At 63.8% G+C, this 18,053-nt stretch carries 16 protein-coding genes and 1 tRNA gene; 10 read left to right on the plus strand and 7 right to left on the minus strand.

Features of this window, described 5'->3' with window-relative positions; genetic code table 11:
• Positions 1-77 precede the first annotated feature (77 nt).
• Complete coding sequence (locus LDB26_RS10355) at positions 78-923, plus strand: alpha/beta hydrolase (RefSeq protein ID WP_062066282.1); 846 nt, start codon at positions 78-80, stop codon at positions 921-923.
• Between the two features lie 102 nt (positions 924-1,025).
• Positions 1,026-1,102 (plus strand) — tRNA-Met (locus LDB26_RS10360).
• Positions 1,103-1,117: 15 nt separating this feature from the next.
• On the opposite strand, the gene LDB26_RS10365 is transcribed toward LDB26_RS10360, so the two are convergent.
• Positions 1,118-1,480, minus strand: coding sequence for a hypothetical protein (locus LDB26_RS10365; protein ID WP_062066285.1), 363 nt, complete (start codon positions 1,478-1,480; stop codon positions 1,118-1,120).
• Positions 1,481-1,735: 255 nt separating this feature from the next.
• Here LDB26_RS10365 and LDB26_RS10370 point away from each other — a divergent pair, with 255 nt between their 5' ends.
• A complete protein-coding gene (locus LDB26_RS10370) occupies positions 1,736-2,320 on the plus strand; it encodes an outer membrane protein (protein WP_062066288.1) in 585 nt (194 codons plus the stop codon).
• 55 nt (positions 2,321-2,375) lie between these two features.
• Here LDB26_RS10370 and LDB26_RS10375 read toward each other — a convergent pair whose 3' ends face one another.
• Positions 2,376-3,572 (minus strand): serine hydrolase, encoded by a 1,197-nt coding sequence (locus LDB26_RS10375; protein WP_257538325.1) that lies wholly within the window; start codon positions 3,570-3,572, stop codon positions 2,376-2,378.
• 116 nt (positions 3,573-3,688) lie between these two features.
• Between LDB26_RS10375 and LDB26_RS10380 the strand changes: the two genes are divergently transcribed.
• The 4 genes from LDB26_RS10380 (at position 3,689) to LDB26_RS10395 (ending at position 10,929) form a co-directional block, all read left to right on the plus strand.
• Complete coding sequence (locus LDB26_RS10380) at positions 3,689-4,201, plus strand: RNA polymerase sigma factor (protein ID WP_257542066.1); 513 nt, start codon at positions 3,689-3,691, stop codon at positions 4,199-4,201.
• 55 nt (positions 4,202-4,256) lie between these two features.
• Positions 4,257-5,195: a FecR domain-containing protein gene (locus tag LDB26_RS10385; RefSeq protein ID WP_062068880.1), complete on the plus strand. Its 939-nt coding sequence runs from the start codon at positions 4,257-4,259 to the stop codon at positions 5,193-5,195.
• Positions 5,179-7,611, plus strand: a complete 2,433-nt coding sequence (locus tag LDB26_RS10390; RefSeq protein ID WP_257538326.1) for a TonB-dependent receptor — start codon at positions 5,179-5,181, stop codon at positions 7,609-7,611. The genes LDB26_RS10385 and LDB26_RS10390 overlap by 17 nt, the downstream gene beginning before the upstream one ends.
• A gap of 96 nt (positions 7,612-7,707) precedes the next feature.
• Complete coding sequence (locus tag LDB26_RS10395; RefSeq protein WP_257538327.1) at positions 7,708-10,929, plus strand: autotransporter domain-containing protein; 3,222 nt, start codon at positions 7,708-7,710, stop codon at positions 10,927-10,929.
• 430 nt (positions 10,930-11,359) lie between these two features.
• Here the strand turns inward: LDB26_RS10395 and gatB are convergent, their stop codons facing one another.
• Genes gatB through gatC form a run of 4 tightly spaced genes read right to left on the minus strand, consistent with a single transcriptional unit; the run spans position 11,360 to position 15,000 of the window.
• Complete coding sequence (gene gatB, locus LDB26_RS10400) at positions 11,360-12,856, minus strand: Asp-tRNA(Asn)/Glu-tRNA(Gln) amidotransferase subunit GatB (RefSeq protein ID WP_257538328.1); 1,497 nt, start codon at positions 12,854-12,856, stop codon at positions 11,360-11,362.
• A complete protein-coding gene (locus tag LDB26_RS10405) occupies positions 12,856-13,209 on the minus strand; it encodes a trypco2 family protein (protein WP_257538329.1) in 354 nt (117 codons plus the stop codon). Before LDB26_RS10405 ends, gatB begins: the two co-directional genes overlap by 1 nt.
• Before the next feature lies 1 nt (position 13,210).
• A complete protein-coding gene (gene gatA / locus LDB26_RS10410; RefSeq protein ID WP_257538330.1) occupies positions 13,211-14,713 on the minus strand; it encodes an Asp-tRNA(Asn)/Glu-tRNA(Gln) amidotransferase subunit GatA in 1,503 nt (500 codons plus the stop codon).
• Entirely contained in the window at positions 14,713-15,000 is a 288-nt protein-coding gene (gene gatC, locus LDB26_RS10415) for an Asp-tRNA(Asn)/Glu-tRNA(Gln) amidotransferase subunit GatC (RefSeq protein WP_021246737.1), read from the minus strand. The genes gatA and gatC overlap by 1 nt, the downstream gene beginning before the upstream one ends.
• 123 nt (positions 15,001-15,123) lie before the next feature.
• On the opposite strand from gatC, the gene LDB26_RS10420 reads away from it, so the two are divergent.
• Entirely contained in the window at positions 15,124-16,239 is a 1,116-nt protein-coding gene (locus tag LDB26_RS10420; RefSeq protein WP_257538331.1) for a DUF3089 domain-containing protein, read from the plus strand.
• Positions 16,236-16,712 (plus strand): Holliday junction resolvase RuvX, encoded by a 477-nt coding sequence (gene ruvX, locus LDB26_RS10425; RefSeq protein WP_021246739.1) that lies wholly within the window; start codon positions 16,236-16,238, stop codon positions 16,710-16,712. The genes LDB26_RS10420 and ruvX overlap by 4 nt, the downstream gene beginning before the upstream one ends.
• A 93-nt stretch (positions 16,713-16,805) precedes the next feature.
• Here the strand turns inward: ruvX and LDB26_RS10430 are convergent, their stop codons facing one another.
• Positions 16,806-17,186 (minus strand): MerR family transcriptional regulator, encoded by a 381-nt coding sequence (locus LDB26_RS10430; protein WP_062066314.1) that lies wholly within the window; start codon positions 17,184-17,186, stop codon positions 16,806-16,808.
• 72 nt (positions 17,187-17,258) lie between these two features.
• Here LDB26_RS10430 and LDB26_RS10435 point away from each other — a divergent pair, with 72 nt between their 5' ends.
• Complete coding sequence (locus LDB26_RS10435) at positions 17,259-18,005, plus strand: glutaredoxin (protein WP_257538332.1); 747 nt, start codon at positions 17,259-17,261, stop codon at positions 18,003-18,005.
• Positions 18,006-18,053: the final 48 nt, after the last annotated feature.

Genomic DNA, 18,053 nt, shown 5'->3' on the forward strand with positions numbered 1-18,053 from the left:
CTGGCGAGGGATTGCAAGACAAAAATGTGTCAGGCATCCCATTGGCATTGTTCGCCCGCCCGGCTGAAAGGATTATCATGCCTTCTCGCAATCGCGCTATCGGCGGCGTATTACTGGCCGCTTTCGCCCTGACGTCCTGCGCCGCCACGGTGCGCGAACAGATCTACAAGGCGGACAACACCCCCATCAGCGTCGAAAGCTGGACGAAAAAGCCGTCGCAGCCCCTGACCGTGCAAAGCGAAGGCGGACTGGCATTGACCGGCTATTACTGGCCCGGCGCGGCCGACGATCATGATGTGCTGATCTTCTTTCATGGACGCGGATCGAACCAGGGCGTGGGCGCACGCTATGCGGAACATCTGACCGGCCATGGCGACCATGTGATCGTCGCCTCCTATCGCGGGTTCGGGGGTAATCCGGGCAAGCCGACGCAGGCGGGCCTTGTGGCGGACGGTCGCGCTTTTGTTGCCAAGGCAAAAGCGCTTGTGGGGCCCAAGGCCCGCATCTTTCTGGTCGGGCACTCTCTGGGCGGCGCAGTCGCGCTGCATGTCGCCGCGACGGTTCGGGTGGCCGGCGTGGTCACGCTTTCCACCTTCGATAAGCTGGAGGAATCGGCGCCGGGCGGCGTCAGCGCGCTGCTGCCCGACAAATGGAACAATCTGGATGCAGTGACGAAGATCGGCGCGCCCTTCATCATGTTCCAGGGGAGCGCCGATGACCGGGTCGATCTGGGCCAGGCTGCGGCGCTCTTTGCCACCGCCCGGACTCCGGCCGTTGAAATCATGATGCCGGGCGCGGGCCACGCACCGGACATGAGCCGCATCGGTCCGCTCGTGACGCAGGCGGTGCAGGCGATCGATACAGGCAAGCTGACCGTTTATCCCACTTCGCCACCATCGGGATGGACGGTCCGCCGGAAATGAAGCGATAATTTCACGGCCTCTTTCAAACCCCGTTGACCGGTCCGCCCCCGCTGCGTATAGCGCGCCCTCACCGCAGGGCGACACGCCACGCGAGGCCCATGGGGCGGAGTAGCTCAGCTGGTTAGAGCAGCGGAATCATAATCCGCGTGTCGGGGGTTCAAGTCCCTCCTCCGCTACCATTCCAACATATTGAATTACACGGTTTTCCCTAAATCGTCGCCGGACACGCCCACATCAGTTGGGAGTCTTTGTTCCCCTTTCGACCTTCCCAATGGCGTATCCCCCAGCGCGCTATCGCGATTCAGATAGTGACTATCGAGGATTGCCCCCACATCCTTGAGCTCCAGTCTAGCGCCTTCGGCCAGCAGGGCCTGTTCAAGCAGGGCGTACTGCTCGCTGTCGAGGTGCAACACGACCGTCTGGCCATCGGGATCGATTGCCATCGCGGAATACATCTTCAACTCGTGGGCGGTGCAGTCCTCCGCCACGTCGAGTAGATCGTCGATCGTTTCGGCTTCGCCATATGTCGCGAGGATGGACAATTTGGCCCAGCCCATCCGCAGCCACTTTCCTCCTGCGATACACCCCTTCGGCCATGGATCACTTTTCACAGTAAGCCAAAGATGAATGGCAGATTAATGGCAAACATGTCACTGACTTGGAATTACATTCCCCGAATTCAAGGGATGATGTAAAATTACAACATAAGAAATGTCAATATAGGCATAAACATAACACTAGCACTTTACGCTCGATCATTATTCCTCTTAAGGACGCATCGCTTTCATGGAATGATGAATGAGGTAGAAACAATGAAGAAACTTATCGCAGCGGTCGCACTGCTTTCCGCCGGCGTCGCGGCTCCCGCTTTCGCGCAGGACGCCACGCCTTTCTCGGGACCCTATATCGGCGCCGTCGTCGGCCTCGACCACACCGATTTCGATGCCCGCACCCATGACAGCGGCCTGCTCTATGGCGGCGTGGTCGGCTATGACATCAACCTGAACGGCGCCGTGTTCGGCATCGAGGGCGAATATGCCGATTCCGACACCAAAGATCGCGCAACCAATATCCTGATCCCCGGCGACAGCGCTTCGCTGAAGACCGGCCGCGATCTTTATGCGGGCGTCCGCATCGGCGGCGAAATAGTCAACAACGTCATGCTCTATGCAAAGGGCGGCTACACCAATGCCCGCGTCAAGGCGGTCTATGACGATGGCGTCGACCTTTCGCGCGCCAGCAAGAATCTGGACGGCTATCGTCTGGGCGCCGGTGTGGAAACCACCTTCAATGGCTTTACGGCGCGCGCGGAATATCGCTATTCGAGCTATGAGCATATCGTGGGCGTAAAGCCGGAACGCCATCAGGCGGCGCTGATCCTCGGCTACCGCTTCTGATCGACCGGTTATCGGAAAACAATGTTGCAAGCCCCGCCATCGTGCGGGGCTTGTTTCATTTTATCGCCGCCCTTGCCGCCACGCGCAGTTCATTGCGGATGGGGTGGATGTTCGACGGCAGGTGCTGGGTCATGAGGATGGCGATCATCCGTTCCACCGGGTCGATGAAGAAATGCGTCGAAAAAATGCCGCCCCAGCTATAGACCTGCGTTCCCAGCTCCATGGCGAAACCCAGGCCAAAGCCCAATCCCGCATAATCCACTTCGCTGAACATGCCCGTCGACATGCTGGTAAGATCACGGCCGCCCGGCAACTGATTGGTCCGCATCGCTTCGACCGTTTCGGACCGCAGCAGCCGCACGCCATCCAATTCTCCGCCGCGCAGCAGCATCCGCGCGAAACGGTGATAGTCCCCGGTCGAGGAAACGAGCCCGCCGCCGCCCGCGCGGAATCGCAGGGGACGGCTCCAACCGCTCCGCGCGCCGCGATCGCCCAGCGCCAACCCGCCGCCCGGGACAAAACGCCATGCATCGGTCAGGCGGTCCACCCGATCGGCAGGCACGGTGAAGAAGGTGTCGGGCATCCCCAGCGGATCGAATATCCGGGCACGGAACAGGCTTTCCAGATCCATCCCCGTCAGCCGTTCGGCCACGACCCCCAGCACATCGGTCGAAACCGAATAATTCCAGTTTTCCCCCGGCGAAAATTCCAGCGGAATATCCGCCAGCGCAGCGATGAAATCGTCGGATGACCGCTTTTGCTGAAACTCGTCCAGCCCCAGTTCGCGGTAGCGCGCGTCGATGGCTGTCCGCCGCTGCAAGCCATAGGTAAAGCCTGATGTATGGCGCAGCAGGTCGATCATCCGCATCGGCCTTTTGAGCGCCTTCTCCTCCATACCCACGCGCAGCCGGGCGAATTCGGGCACCACATCGGTCACCGGATCGTCCAGCGCCACCAGCCCCTGCTCCACCAGCATCATGAAGGCGACCGACGTCACCGGCTTCGTCATGGATGCGATACGGAACAGCGCATCCTCGGACAGCGGCTCCCCGCTGGCCCGCGCGCGTCCCCCGCTCACCGACAGGACGATCCGCTCGTCGCGCGACAGCAGCAGTTGCAAATGCGGCAATTTCCCGCTCGCCACATAGGTCCGGTCGAAATACGCCACCAGCGCGTCGATCCGGTCCGGGTCCATCCCCACGTCCCGCGCCGCATCCCGATCGGCAAATCCTGTCATATGCGCTTGTGCCATGTCCGCGATCGCTAAAGCAGCGCCGCGCTCAGGTAAACCGTCATCACCTTGCCAAGACCCCGCCCACGCCTCTATTGCAACCGGCCTGAACGGCAAGCACTGGACCCTGAATGGACATGGCCACGGGCCTTTCCGCAATCTTCCTCCAGAACCGCCCTGCCCTGCTGCGTTTCCTGCGGGGTCGCGGCGCTGGCGACGATGCGGAGGACATGTTGCAGGACATGTGGATGAAGCTGGAGGCGAAGGATCTCGGCCCGGTGGCCGATCCCCTGCCCTATCTTTATCGCATGGCCAATAATCTGATGCTGGACCGCTACCGCTCCACCGTCCGCCGCGCAAAGCGCGAGCAGGACTGGGCGGAGGGTGCGGGCGGCGTGGTGGCCGATCCGACGAGCGATATGGCCGTGGACGAACGGATGATCCTGACGCAGCGGCTGGGGGAAGCGCGCGCCGTGCTGCGCGACCTTGGCCCGCGTGTCGAACTGGTGTTCCGCCGCTTCCGTATCGAGGGGGTCGGCCAACGACAGATCGCGCAGGAACTGGGCGTAAGCCTCACCACCGTGGAGAAGGATTTGCAGAAGGCCTATCGCGCCATGATCGCCCTCAAGCAGAGGCTGGAGACGGAATGAGCGCGATGGTGGCGTCACAGCCTGCAAGGGGTGAAAAATGAACAGGGCTGATGCCATGATCCATGAGGATGCGCTCATGTGGGTGATCCGCACGCGCGATCCGGAATTTGTCGATTGGGAAGGCTTCACCGCATGGCTGGAGGTCGATCCGGCCCATGCGGCGGCCTATGACGCGCTGATGGCGCAGGATGCGGGGCTGGAACAGCTCATCCCCGCCGATCCCGTGCACATGCCCGCGCCCGCGAACGACGCCGGTGATCCGGGCGAACGGCGCTGGAGGCCGATGCGCTGGATCGGCGGCGGCGCGGTGGCGGCGGCGCTGGTTGCGGTGGTTTCGCTCAGCGTCGTGAACCGGAGCGACATCTACACCGTCACGACCGCTCCCGGCGAAAGCCGCATGATTGCGCTGGACGACGGCACGCGGATCGACGTGAACGGCGGCACGACGCTGCGGCTCGACCGCAAGGATCCGCGCTTCGCCGCGCTCGATAAGGGCGAGGCGGCCTTCACCGTGCGGCATGACGATACCCATCCCTTTCGCGTGATGGTGGGCGACGATGTGTTCGAGGATGCGGGCACCGTTTTCAACATCGTCCATAGCGGCGCTTCGACCCGTATCGGGGTGTCGGAAGGCAAGGTAATATACAACCCCTCCGCGCAGGCCATCGCCCTGCCCGCAGGCCGCGCCCTGACCCAGGACGCCACGGGGCTGCACGTCATGCCCATTGCGCCCGAAGCCGTGGCAAGCTGGCGCAGCGGCCGGCTGGTCTATGCCAACGCCCGGATCGATGAGATCGGCGAGGATATTGCGCGCTCCATCGGCGTGCGCCTGACCGCGACGCCCGGCGCTGCGGCGATGCGCTTCACCGGCACCATTGCGCTGGACAAGGACCCGGCCCGTTTCTTCACCGGCGCCGCGCCGCTCATGGGATTGACCGCCGTTCGTCAAGGGGACGGATGGCTGCTGAAAGAAGGGGATGGTCCGCAAAGCTGACGTCCTTTTCGTCACCGCCCTCGCCATAGCGGCCGCAACGCCTGCGCGGGCGGCGGACAGACAGAATATAAACCTCACTCCCGGCAGGCTGGGCGAGGCGGCGATCGCGCTCGGCCATCAAACGGGCGCCAGCATCGGCATGTCGGATCAGTCGCTCGCAGGCATCGCCACCCCTGCCGTGCGCGGACGGATGTCTGCGGAAGCCGCGCTCAAGCGCCTGCTCAAGGGTAGCCATGCCTCCATACGCCGGATCGACGACCGGACGTTCCGTATCGTGCGCGCGTATCTTCCGGCGCGGCCCATCCCTCATCGTCCCGCCAGCGCCGCCGCGCTCCCGCCAGCGCCGCCGCCAGCGGAGATCATCGTCACCGCTTCCAAGCGTGACGTGCCGCTGCCGCGCTATGCGGGCCTGGTGGACATGGTGAGCGGCGGCCTGTTCGACAGCGGCGAAGCAGCGGGCGGATCGGCGGCGCTCCTCTCTCGCGTGGCGAGCCTCAGTTCCACCCATGCCGGATCGGGCCGCAACAAGCTCTTCATCCGCGCCATCGCGGATTCGGGCGTGGCGGGGCCGACGCAGGCAACGACGGGACAATATCTGGGCGACATGCGCCTCAACTACGCCGCGCCGGACCCGGACCTGCGCCTTTACGACATGCGCGGCGTCGAAGTGCTGGAAGGGCCGCAGGGCACGCTTTACGGCGCGGGATCGCTGGGCGGCATCATCCGCATCATTCCCAATCCGCCCAATCTGGGCGAAACGGGCGGCCAGATTTCGGCGGGCGTCTCCGCCACGCAGCATGGCGATCCGGGCGGCGACCTGTCGGCGGTGCTCAACCTGCCCATCGTGCCGGAGAAGATCGCGCTGCGCGTCGTGGGCTATGGCGTGCAGGAGGGCGGCTATATCGACGACCGGCTACGGGATCGCGACGACGTTAACCGGACGCGCATTTACGGCACGCGGGCGGCGCTGCGTTTTGCGCCCGACGAGGATTGGACCATCGACCTCAGCGGCCTCTACCAGCGGATCAACGGCCGGGACGCGCAATATGCCAGCCGGAACAGCGGACGCCTGACACGGGATTCGAGCGTCGCCCAACCCTATCATTCCGATTATCTGCTCCTCAACGCACGGGTGGAGCGGCAATGGGACGATATGCGCTTCGTGTCGTCCACCGGCTATGTCCGCAACATCCTCGCCGAAAGCTATGACGCGACCCAGCCCGGCGGACCGCCCGCCCTGTTCCGACAGAGGAACAAGGTGGAGATTTTTTCGACCGAAAACCGGCTGGTGCGCGATCTGGACAATGGGCTGGGCTGGATATTGGGCGCATCCTATCTCGAAAGCACGTCCGACATCCGCCGGTCGCTCACATCCTATGGCACGGCGGCTTTCCAACCGCAGATCATTCCCGGCGTCCCCATGTTCGGGCGGGGCATGGCGGCGACGGCAACAGGCGTGCGTAACCGGATCAAGGAAGCGACGATCTTCGCCGAAGCCTCATTCGAACCGGTCAAGGGGCTGATCGCCACGCTGGGCGGACGGCTGACCAACAGCCGCCTGTCGGGTGAGGCGAACGATCCCATCTCCCTGCTCGCCGCGGCCGATATCGCCTATGCCGAAGCGCAGGCCAACCGCAGCGAAACCATGTTCCTGCCTTCCGCCTCGCTGCTGAGCGACGCCCTGCCCGGCATCACGCTCTACGCGCGGTTCCAGCAGGGGTTTCGTCCTGGCGGTCTGGCCGTGGACGACCAGCGCATCGAACGCTTCCGCAATGATCGCGTCTCGACGCTGGAAGCGGGTTTCCGCAAAGGCGTGCCGGGCCGCGATCCCGTGGCGATTTCCGCCAACATCGCCTATACGGACTGGCGCGACATCCAGGCGGACGTGACCGACCGGATCGGGCTGCCGACCACGGCCAATATCGGCGACGGCCGCATCTATACGATAGAGGGACGCGTGGTGCTGCGCCCCATGCCGAAGATCACGCTCGACGCCAGCATGATCTACAATGACAGCCGCCTCAATCAGCCCGCGCAGTTCCTGCGGACGCTCTCCTATGACGGCCGCAGGCTTTCGCTGCCCAATGTCGCTGATCTCAGCGGGCGGCTGGCGGTCGACTATCGCACGCCGGTAAGCGACCTCCTCTCGCTCCATCTGTCAGCCTCCGCACGTTATGTCGGAAAATCGCGGCTGGGCGTCGGCCCGATATTGGGCCGCACCCAGGGCGATTATGTCGACACCGCCTTTTCCGCGAGCCTGACGCGCGGCCCCATGCAATGGTCGCTTTCCCTGTCCAATCTGTTCGACAGCAACGGAAACCGCTTTTCGCTGGGAACGCCCTTCGACCTGCACAGCGATTATTATACGCCGCTGCGGCCGCGCACCGTCCGCGTCGGGCTTGATTTCGCCTTCTGAACGCCGGGTGAATATTTCAGGACGGGTTTGATCGGACGGCAGCGTCCCTCTCGCACAGGCGCACGAAAGAAAGCGCGCCCACGCAGAGGAGACATCATGCGACATCTCTTGGCCTGCACGGCCATCACGCCCGTTCTGGCGGCCCTGGCGGCTGCTCCTGCTTCGGCGGAAACCAAGATCGATTCCAGCACGACCACGGCGGTCAAGACTTCCACCGTCGCCAATGGCGCGGCGGACGACATCAATGTCACGTCAGGCGGCTCCATCAAGCTGACCAGCGGCGCGGCCATCACGATGGACAGCAACAACAAGGTCACTAATGCGGGCACGCTGACGATCAACGACGCCAACAATGTGACCGGCATCATCGTGGCCCCCGGCACGACGGGCGCCATCACCAACAGCGGCACGATCACGCTGACGGAAGATTATACCGCCAAGGACGACGACGATGACGGCGATCTGGACGGCCCCTTCGCCAAGGGATCGAACAAGAAGGGCATATGGGTCCAGTCCGGCACTGCCCATAACGGCGCGATCGACCATAGCGGCACCATCACGATCGAGGGCAATCAATCGGCGGGCATCCGCCTGGACGCCCCGCTGACGGGTAATCTTTCCACCAGCGGCACGATCAATGTGGCGGGCGACAACAGCTATGGCGTGCTTGCCAATGACGTGACCGGCAACGTCACGCTGCGTGGATCGACCACCGTGCAGGGCGCGAACAGCGTCGGCGCGGCGTTGCTGGGGGATGTCGACGGCGCGATCAAGATTCAGGGCACCATCGCCAGTTCCGGCTATCGCTCCACCACTCGGCCCAGCGATACCAGCAAGCTGGATGCCGACGACCTGCTTCAGGGCGGTTCGGCGGTTCGCATCGCGGGCAATGTGACGGGCGGCATCATCTTCGACGTTCCCCCCACCCGCACCGACCAGGATGATGAGGACGATACCGACATCGATGATGACGGCCTGACCGACAGCAACGAAGGCAGCGCCTCCATCCTCACTTATGGTTCGGCCGCCGCGGTCCAGATCGGCGCGGCGGATCGCGACACCAGCATCGGCGCCGTCGCTGCGGAAAGTTCCGGATACGGCCTGATCGTGAAGGGCGCGATCGGCGGCGCCGGCGTCTATGATGGCGTCGACGCCAATGGTCTGGTCATCGGCGGGCTGGGCGGCGACGTCACCGTTGCAAAAGGCGTGCTCGTCGCAGGGTCTATTTCCGCCACATCCTATGACAGCAACGCGACCGCGCTGCGCCTTGGATCGGGGGCCACAGCGGATAAGTTGGAGATTTCCGGCACCGTGGGCGCGAACGGCTCCAGCAAGGACGGCACCTCCGCCCGCGGCATCGTGATCGATGCGGGCGCACATGCCAGCACCATTGCCGTCAGCGGCACGGTGCAGGCCAAGGCGGGCAGCGATGAAAAAGGCACGGCGGTCGCCATTGTCGATTCGTCCGGCACCGTTTCCACCCTGACCAACAGCGGCAAGATCAGCGCGACGGGCGGCAAGGCCGGATCGAATGTCGCCATCGACCTCAGCGCCAACAGCAGCGGCGTGACATTGGGACAATCCCTGGCGTCGGAAAAGGCTGATGCGCCGTCCATCGTCGGCGATGTCCGGCTGGGATCGGGCAATGACGTCATGACCGTATCGGCGGGATCGGTCGCCGGTAACATCAGCATGGGCGCGGGCGATGACAGCCTGGCCCTGTCGGGCAGCGCCAGCCATAGCGGCAACATCTCTTTCGGGGTGGGGACCGGCACGCTCAGCCTTACCAACACGTCGAAAGTGACGGGCGATGTCGACTTTGCGGGCCAGGGCAGCAGCATGACGCTGTCCGACACGGCGAGCTTCACCGGAAAACTGCTGAACAGCGGCCAGACCGCGCTGGTGCTGAACGGCGGCACGCTCAATGCCACCAACACCGGATCGATCGCGCTGGCCTCGCTTCAGGCTGGCTCCGGCTCCATCATCGGCGTGACCATCGACGGCGCGAACGGGACGCACACCACCTATGACGTGGCCGGTGCGGCCAGCTTCGCGGACGGCTCGCAGGTCAAGGCGACCATGACCAACGTCAAGGGCGCGGCGGGCGATTATGTCATCGTCCGGGCTGGATCGCTCAACGGTTCGCCCTCGCTGTCCGGCACGACACTGCTTCCCTATATGTTCAAGGGTAGCGTAACCGCCGACAACGGCACGGGCGAAGTCACCCTGAGCGTCGCGGCGAAAAGCGTGACGGAGCTTGGCCTGTCCGGCTCTCAGGCGCGCGCCTATCAGGCGGTCTTCAACGCGCTCGACAATGACAGCGCGGTCGCCAACGCCTATCTGGCGGTCGCGGACGGCGATGCGCTCAAGGCCAATCTGCAACAGATGCTGCCGGATCATGCGGGCGGCACGTTCGAAGCGGTCACATCCGGTTCCCGCGCCACCGCGCGCATCCTCTCCGATCCGGGCGGCATCTATCGCACCAAGGACGGACGGCTGGGCTTCTGGCTGCAACAGGTCGCATTCGGCAGTTCCAAGAGCGTGGGCAACACCGCATCCTATGACATCAACGGCTGGGGCGCGAATGCGGGCGTCGAATATCTGACGGGCATCGGCGCGTTCGGCGGCTCCTTCGCCTATATCCACGGCAGCGATTCCAAGGGCGGCAGCAACCTTGCGGTCGATTCCGACCAGTTCGAACTGGCGGCGCACTGGCGTGGCGATTTCGGTCCGCTTCAGGCCTTTGCCCGCGTCTCGGCCGCGCATATCGACTTCACGGGCACACGTCGTTTCGCCAGCGGGACCGTATCGCGCTCAACCGAGGGCGACTGGTCGGGCAAGCTCTATTCCGCCACGGCGGGCGTCTCTTATGAGAAACGGATGGGCCGCCTGTCGCTGCGTCCGGCGGCTGGGATCGACTATTACCGCCTCAAGGAAAAGGGCTATGCCGAAAGCGGCGGCGGCGATGCGTTCAACCTGACCGTGCTCGGCCGCACCAGCGACGAACTGACAGCCAACGGCACCGTCACGGCCGGCTATGATTTCGGCAGCCTCGATCCGCAGGAAGGCTGGGTCCGCTTCGAACTGGAGGGCGGACGCCGCCAGATAATCGGCGGATCGCTTGGTGACACCGTGGCCTATTTCAAGGGCGGCGAGCAGTTCACGCTGGTCGCGGATGATCGCACCAATGGCTGGACCGGGCGCGCGCGCCTGATCGGCGGCACCGACAGCTTCCGCGTGGGCGGAGAGTTCAGCGCCGAGGAACAGCAAAACCACGTCGCCATCGCATTTCGCGCGACGGTAAACTTCATCCTGTGACGTCTTGAAGATGAACCGGCGGATCGAACCCCAGACCCTCCAGATCCGCCGGTCATGCCATGTCCCCTCCCCCGGGGATCATGGCCTTGAAAGGGAAAGGGCGCCGTCCCCCATGACGGCGCCCTTTCTTTTTTTGCAGATTATGCCGTTTTGAAACCTGTGCCGAATGGTGGGCTTGGGTGGATTGCGGGCATAATTTTATCCCTCGCCCTTGGGGGTCGGCCAGAGGCGCGTAACTCTGGCCGAGGTTGCGGAGACTTGGCGGCTTGCTGGCTGGTCGTAGCTGGGTAAGGGAGCATGGGCCGCTCGCTGGATAGCGCGCAGCTTCACCTTCCTCCCCCCTCTTCCAACTTCTCCCCAGAGGGAGAAGCGAAAAAGAACATCCGCAACTAGCCCCAAACCAGCCAACATGGAACCAAGGCTTGTTCCGTCAGCCCAGCGCCTTCTTCAGCAGTTCGTTCACCACCTGCGGATTGGCCTTGCCCTGCATCGCCTTCATGGTCTGTCCCACGAAGAAGCCGAACAGCGCTTCCTTGCCGCCCCGATATTGCTCGACCTTGTCGCCATTGTCGGCCAGTACCTTGGCCACCGCTGCCTCGATCGCGCCGGTGTCGCTGGTCTGCTTAAGGCCCTTTTCCTCGACGATCTTCGCGGGTTTCCCGCCGGTTTCGAGCATGATCTCGAACACCTGCTTGGCGATGGTGCCCGAAATCGTGCCGTCCGCGACCAGCGCCAGCAGTTCCGCGCCATCCTCCGGCGTCACGGGGCTGTCCTCCAGCGTCCGCCCAAGCCGGTTGAGCGCGCCATAAAGCTCCGACAGCAGCCAGTTGGCCGAAGCCTTGGCCACTTCGCCCTCGCTCTTCTTCTGGATGCGCGCGCCTTCCGCCAGCAGCGCCTCGAACCAGCGCGCGGTATCCGCGTCGGCCGTCAACGTGGCGGCATTATAGGCGCTCAGCCCCAGATCCTGTTCATAACGCTTGCGCTTGGCGTCCGGCAGTTCCGGCAGCGACTGGCGGCATTCCTCCAGAAACGCATCCTCCAGTTCCAGCGGCAACAGGTCGGGATCGGGGAAATAGCGATAGTCATGCGCGTCTTCCTTCGACCGCATGGAGCGCGTTTCATTCTTGTCCGGATCATAGAGGCGGGTTTCCTGCACCACCGTGCCCCCGGCCTCCAGCACATCGACCTGACGGCTCGCTTCATATTCGACCACCGCCATGACGAAGCGGACCGAATTGACGTTCTTCGTCTCTGTGCGAGTCCCGAACGCCTCGCCCGGCTTGCGGACCGAAACGTTCACGTCAGCGCGCATCGACCCCTGATCCATATTGCCGTCGCACGACCCGACATAGCGCAGGATCGTTCTCAGCTTCGACAGATAAGCCCCTGCTTCGGCAGGAGAACGCATATCCGGCTTCGACACAATCTCCATCAGCGCCACGCCCGAACGGTTGAGGTCGACATAGGAGCGCGTCGGATGCTGATCGTGCATCAGCTTGCCTGCATCCTGTTCGACATGGATGCGTTCGATGCCGATCACCTTGGTTTGCGCGTCGGGGTTCTTTTCATCGAGATTGATCTCGATCTCGCCCTCGCCCACGATGGGGTGATAAAGCTGGCTGATCTGATATCCCTGCGGCAGATCGGCGTAGAAGTAATTCTTGCGGTCGAAACGCGACCATTTGTTGATCTGGGCATTGATCGCCATGCCGGTCCGCACCGCCTGTCGGATGCATTCGCGGTTCGGCACGGGCAACATGCCCGGCATCGCCGCGTCGACCAGGCTCACCTGCGTGTTCGGCTCCGCCCCGAAAGCGGTCGCCGCCCCGGAAAAGAGCTTCGCGTTGCTCGTCACCTGCGCGTGGACCTCCAGGCCGATCACGACCTCCCACTCGCCGGTTGCGCCCTGGATTCTATATGTGCTCATTATTCGTCACGCCCGTTTTCTAAATAGGCCCGAGGGACAGAAAACCGAATTCGGCTTACAGTAGAAGTTTCAGAATGACTTTCACCACCGCCGTTAAGGCCTACAGAAAAGACCTGTAGCTTTAACTTTCCACCAGCTTGGGCTGATCGTTTCGCAGTGACAGCAATATCGAATTCAATCTCTGTCGGAGCTTTAAACACGTAACGTCCGTTACCTTTCGGCGAAACAATCGAGGCCGAGGTCCTTACATCACCCACCCCCGCCATGACTGCGCTCAACGTTTCCGAGACGAACACGCGAAGCTCATTCGCATCCGCATCATTGTCGGATGTATTGTTGACCTCGTCAGCCATCTTACCACCACTTCTCCGGCCGCGCCGCAAAGCCCGCGCGTTCCTCGATGGCGAGGCCCGCGTTCAGCACGGTTTGCTCGTCCAGCGCCCTGCCGATGATCTGCAAGCCCAGCGGCAACCCCTGCGCGTCCAGCCCGCCCGGCACCGCCATGGCAGGCAGCCCCGCCAGCGAAGCCGGCACCGTGAACACATCGTTCAGATACATGGCGAGCGGATCGGCCTGCTTCTCGCCCAGCGCAAAGGAAGCGCTCGGCGCGGTCGGCGTCAGCAGCAGGTCGCACTTTTCGAAAGCCAGTTCGAAATCGCGCGCGATCAGCGCCCGGACCTTCTGCGCCTGCGTGTAATAAGCGTCGTAGAAGCCCGCCGACAGCACATAGGTGCCGATCATGATCCGGCGCTTGACCTCCGGCCCGAACCCTGCGGCGCGGGTCGCGGCATACATGTCCTGCAACCCCGCCCCATCGGGCAGGTCGCGCTGGCCATAGCGCACGCCATCATAGCGCGCCAGGTTGGACGAAGCCTCCGCCGGCGCGATGATATAATAGGTCGGCAGCGCATATTGCGTATGCGGCAGCGACACCTCGACCACTTCCGCGCCCGCATCCTTCAGCCATTCAATGCCCCGGTCCCACAGCGCCGCAATCTCGGCATTCAGGCCGTCGGGGCGATATTCCTTGGGAATGCCAACCTTCCTGCCGCGCAGGTCGCTCGAAAGCCCCGCTTCCCACTGCGGCACCGCCAGATCGAGCGACGTCGAATCCTTGGGATCGAAGCCCGACATCGTTTCCAGCAGGATGGCATTGTCCCGCACCGTCCGCGCCATCGGCCCCGCCTGATCGAGCGACGAAGCGAACGCCACGATCCCCCAGCGCGAGCAGCGGCCATAGGTCGGCTTGATCCCGGAAATGCCCGTGAAAGCCGCGGGCTGACGGATCGATCCGCCCGTATCGGTCCCCGTCGCCGCCGGGCACAGCCGCGCCGCGATCGCGGCCGAAGACCCGCCCGAAGACCCGCCGGGCGCCAGCGCGGCATTATCCCCGCCCTTGCGCTTCCAGGGAGAGATCACATTGCCGAAATAGCTCGTCTCGTTGGACGACCCCATGGCGAACTGGTCGAGGTTCAGCTTCCCCAGCATCCCCGCGCCCGCATCCCACAGCTTCTTCGACACGGTGGATTCATAGGTCGGCGTAAAGCCTTCCAGCATGTGCGACGCGGCGGTGGTCTGCACGCCCTTGGTGCAGAACAAATCCTTCATGCCGATGGGCACGCCCGCCAGCGGCTTCAAAGCCTCGCCCGCCGCCTTCGCCCTGTCGGCGGCATCGGCGGCTGCCAGAGCCTTTTCCGGCGTCTCGACGATAAAGGCATTGAGCGCCTTCGCCGCGGCCACATTGGCGTTGAACGCCTCGGCCACTTCGCGCGCCGAAAAAGCGCCGCCACGAAAGCCGTCGCGGATTTCCGCGACCGTCAGATCGGTCAAAGCGTTCTTATCTGTGGAATTCGGCATTATTCGATCACCTTGGGCACCGCGAAAAAGCCATGTTCGGCCTGTGGCGCGTTCGCCAGCACCTTGTCGCGCACATCGCCGTCAGTCACGACGTCCTCGCGCAGGCGCTGATGGTTGGGGATGACGGCGGTCATCGGCTGAACGCCGGTCACGTCCACCTCACCCAGTTGCTCCACCCATCCCAGGATGTTGTTGAGTTCGGGCACCATGGCCTGCGCTTCGGCATCGCTCACCGAAATGCGTGAGAGGCTGGCGATCTTCTTGACGGTCTGAAGGTCTATAGACATGGCTCGCCGCTAGCATCCGCACCTGCCCGCTTCAAGCCGTTTCGCGACTTGCCAGCGCCCCGCCCTTGCGCCAGACAGGCCGCGACGCACAGGGCCGCCGCGCCCACGCAACGGAGAGCATGGGTGGCCCGCAAATTCCTCTATATCGTCGCGACCCTCATCTTTCTGGTGATCGCGGCTTTGCTGGCCTATCGCCTCTGGGGCAATCAGATGATCCGCGCCGTCATGGTCCCGCGCGAAGCCTTCGCTCCGCTCCAGCCGCTGCCCGCCAACGCCTATGACGATCCGAAGATGTGGATCGCCCGCCCCGACATCGCTCGGGACAATCCGGCCCTCTGGACCCCCGCGGGCGTCAAGGACGCGCCGACCGCGCAAAAAGCGGCGGTTTTCTTCATCCACCCCACCTCCTACATCACCGCGCTGGGCGACGCGCATTGGAACATGCGGCTGGACGACAAGGATTCGCTGAGCACCGCCCGCCGCTTCGTGAAGGAACAGGCCAGCGCCTTCAATGCGGCAGGCGCGATCTGGGCGCCGCGCTACCGTCAGGCCAATTACGGCGCCTTCCTGACCGACAAGCCCGCAGGCGATCAGGCCATCGACGCCGCCTATCGCGACGTTTCGCAAGCCTTCGCCGCCTTCCTCAAGGCCAATCCCACAGGCCCCATCATCCTCGCCGCGCATAGTCAGGGATCGCTCCACCTGCTCCGCCTGATGCGCGATCAGGTCGCGGGCAAGCCCGTCGCGGCAAGGATCGTCGCCGCCTATGTCGTCGGCTGGCCCATCTCGGTCGAAGCGGATCTGCCCGCCCTGGGCCTGCCCGCTTGCGTGAAGCGGGATCAGGCGCGCTGCATCCTGAGCTGGCAAAGCTATGCCGAACCGGCTGATCCCTCCGCCGTCCTCACCCTGTTCGACGCACATAAGAGCCTCACCGGAAAGCCGCGCAAAGGCACCCACATGCTCTGCACCAACCCGCTGACCGGCACGCGCAACGGCGCGGCTCCCGCCAGCGCCAATCGCGGCACGCTCCAGAGCAGGGAGGACGACAAGCCCGCCCTGCTCGTCTCCGCCGCCGTCCCCGCACGCTGCGCGGACAATGGCTTCCTGCTGATCGGGGAGCCGGTGGACATGGGGCCGTTCACCCTGCCCGGCAACAATTACCACGTCTATGACTACAACCTGTTCTGGGCCGATGTGCGCGAAGACGCCCGCGCGCGGTTGGCGGCGTTCCTGAAATGAGCGCCCCCATCCTCACCACCGACCGCGCCGTCTTCCGTGAAGCCTTGCCGCAAGGCGGCCGCCTGATCGGCATGGACGTCGGCACCAAGACCATCGGCCTTGCGCTGTGCGACGCGGGCTGGTCCATCGCCAGCCCCGCCCACACCGTCTCGCGCGGGAAGTTCAGCAAGGACAAAATCGCGCTCGCCGCTTTCATGGACCAGCAGCAGGTGAAGGGCGTGGTCATCGGCCTCCCCCTCAACCTCGACGGCAGCGAAAGCCCACGCTGTCAGGCGAGCCGCGCCTTCGCCCGCAACATAGCGGACCTTGGCCGCCCGATCCTCCTCTGGGACGAACGCTGGTCCACGCAGGCGGTGACGCGCACATTGCTGGAAGCCGACGCCAGCCGCGCCCGCCGCGACGAACTGGTCGACAAGCTGGCGGCAAGCTACATCCTGCAAGGCGCGATAGACGGGCTGATGGCGGGCTTCTAAAGTCCGCGCTGGGGGCGGTTATGGGTGGATGACCGCCAGTGGCCGGAAATGGTCATTGCCCCTGGAACACAAACCTCACCCCATTAACCACCCTCACCCCTCAAACGCCGATATGATCGGACAAGGCCCCTCCTCGCTGGCCCCGCACTCCCGCGCCAGCCGCCGCAGCGACATCCGCGCCGCCTCCAGTTCCGCGATCTTCGCATCCAATGCCGCCAGCCGCTCCGCCGCCAGTTCCCGCGCCCTCGCCCGGTCCTGTCCCGCATCCAGCGTCAGCAATTCCCCGATCTGCTCCAGCGTGAAGCCCGCCGCCTGCGCGCCGCGAATGAATTTCAACCGCCGCACGTCCTGCGCGCCGTATCGCCGCACGCCACCGGCCCGCTCCGGCGTTCCCAGCAAACCGCGCCTTTGATAGAAGCGCACCGTCTCCACCCCGACGCCGCCTTCCTTCGCCAAACCGGAAATCGTCGTCATGCCCTTGACTCCGTACCATGGTACGGAACCTATATGGGAAGCATCCGTATTACGCGCAAGAAAAGGATGCTCATGACCAGCGCCCCGCAAAAGAAGGCCGTCCTCTATCGGATGGTGATGCCCAAACATATCTGCCCCTATGGCATCAACGCGCGCTGGCTGCTCCGGCGGCGCGGCTATGCAGTCGAGGATCACTGGCTCACCACCCGAGAGGAAACCGATGCGTTCAAGGCGCAGCATGACGTCCAGACGACGCCGCAAATCTTCATCGACGGCCGGCGGATCGGCGGCCATGACGACCTGCGCCGCTATCTGGGCCTAAAGGTCCGCGATCCGGGCGCGACCAGCTATGTGCCCGTGCTCGCGGTCTTTGCGGTGGCGGCGCTCCTCGCCCTGTCGATCAGTTGGCTGACCCTGGCGCCGCTCATCGGCATCCTGACGGTCGAGCGTTTCATCGCCGCCGCCATGATGCTGCTCGCCATGCTGAAGCTACAGGATGTGGACCGTTTCGCGACCATGTTCCTGAATTATGACCTGCTCGCCCGCCGCCTGCCGCCCTATGGCAAAGCCTATCCCTTTCTGGAACTGGGCGCGGGCACGCTGATGCTCACCCATTCGCTCAGCTGGCTGTCGATCCCCGTCGCCCTGTTCATCGGCGGCATCGGCGCGGTGTCGGTGTTCAAGGCGGTCTATATCGACGGGCGCGAACTCAAATGCGCCTGCGTCGGCGGCAACAGCAATGTGCCGCTGGGGTTCGTCTCGCTCACCGAAAACGTCATGATGGTGGCGATGGCGCTCTGGATGCTGGCGGGAATTTAAGACCCGGTTCGTTTTGAGCCTGTCGAAAAACGACGGAGCCATTCTCTC

This window comes from Sphingobium sp. CFD-1 (genome assembly GCF_024611115.1).
GTDB lineage: Bacteria > Pseudomonadota > Alphaproteobacteria > Sphingomonadales > Sphingomonadaceae > Sphingobium > Sphingobium baderi_A.

Bases quoted from the DNA above. Each gene is read 5' to 3' on its own strand.
- LDB26_RS10355 (WP_062066282.1), top strand. From the start codon at position 78: ATGCCTTCTCGCAATCGCGCTATCGGCGGCGTATTACTGGCCGCTTTC.
- LDB26_RS10365 (WP_062066285.1), bottom strand. From the start codon at position 1,480: ATGGGCTGGGCCAAATTGTCCATCCTCGCGACATATGGCGAAGCCGAA.
- LDB26_RS10370 (WP_062066288.1), top strand. From the start codon at position 1,736: ATGAAGAAACTTATCGCAGCGGTCGCACTGCTTTCCGCCGGCGTCGCG.
- LDB26_RS10375 (WP_257538325.1), bottom strand. From the start codon at position 3,572: ATGGCACAAGCGCATATGACAGGATTTGCCGATCGGGATGCGGCGCGG.
- LDB26_RS10380 (WP_257542066.1), top strand. From the start codon at position 3,689: ATGGCCACGGGCCTTTCCGCAATCTTCCTCCAGAACCGCCCTGCCCTG.
- LDB26_RS10385 (WP_062068880.1), top strand. From the start codon at position 4,257: ATGATCCATGAGGATGCGCTCATGTGGGTGATCCGCACGCGCGATCCG.
- LDB26_RS10390 (WP_257538326.1), top strand. From the start codon at position 5,179: ATGGTCCGCAAAGCTGACGTCCTTTTCGTCACCGCCCTCGCCATAGCG.
- LDB26_RS10395 (WP_257538327.1), top strand. From the start codon at position 7,708: ATGCGACATCTCTTGGCCTGCACGGCCATCACGCCCGTTCTGGCGGCC.
- gatB (WP_257538328.1), bottom strand. From the start codon at position 12,856: ATGAGCACATATAGAATCCAGGGCGCAACCGGCGAGTGGGAGGTCGTG.
- LDB26_RS10405 (WP_257538329.1), bottom strand. From the start codon at position 13,209: ATGGCTGACGAGGTCAACAATACATCCGACAATGATGCGGATGCGAAT.
- gatA (WP_257538330.1), bottom strand. From the start codon at position 14,713: ATGCCGAATTCCACAGATAAGAACGCTTTGACCGATCTGACGGTCGCG.
- gatC (WP_021246737.1), bottom strand. From the start codon at position 15,000: ATGTCTATAGACCTTCAGACCGTCAAGAAGATCGCCAGCCTCTCACGC.
- ruvX (WP_021246739.1), top strand. From the start codon at position 16,236: ATGAGCGCCCCCATCCTCACCACCGACCGCGCCGTCTTCCGTGAAGCC.
- LDB26_RS10430 (WP_062066314.1), bottom strand. From the start codon at position 17,186: ATGACGACGATTTCCGGTTTGGCGAAGGAAGGCGGCGTCGGGGTGGAG.
- LDB26_RS10435 (WP_257538332.1), top strand. From the start codon at position 17,259: ATGACCAGCGCCCCGCAAAAGAAGGCCGTCCTCTATCGGATGGTGATG.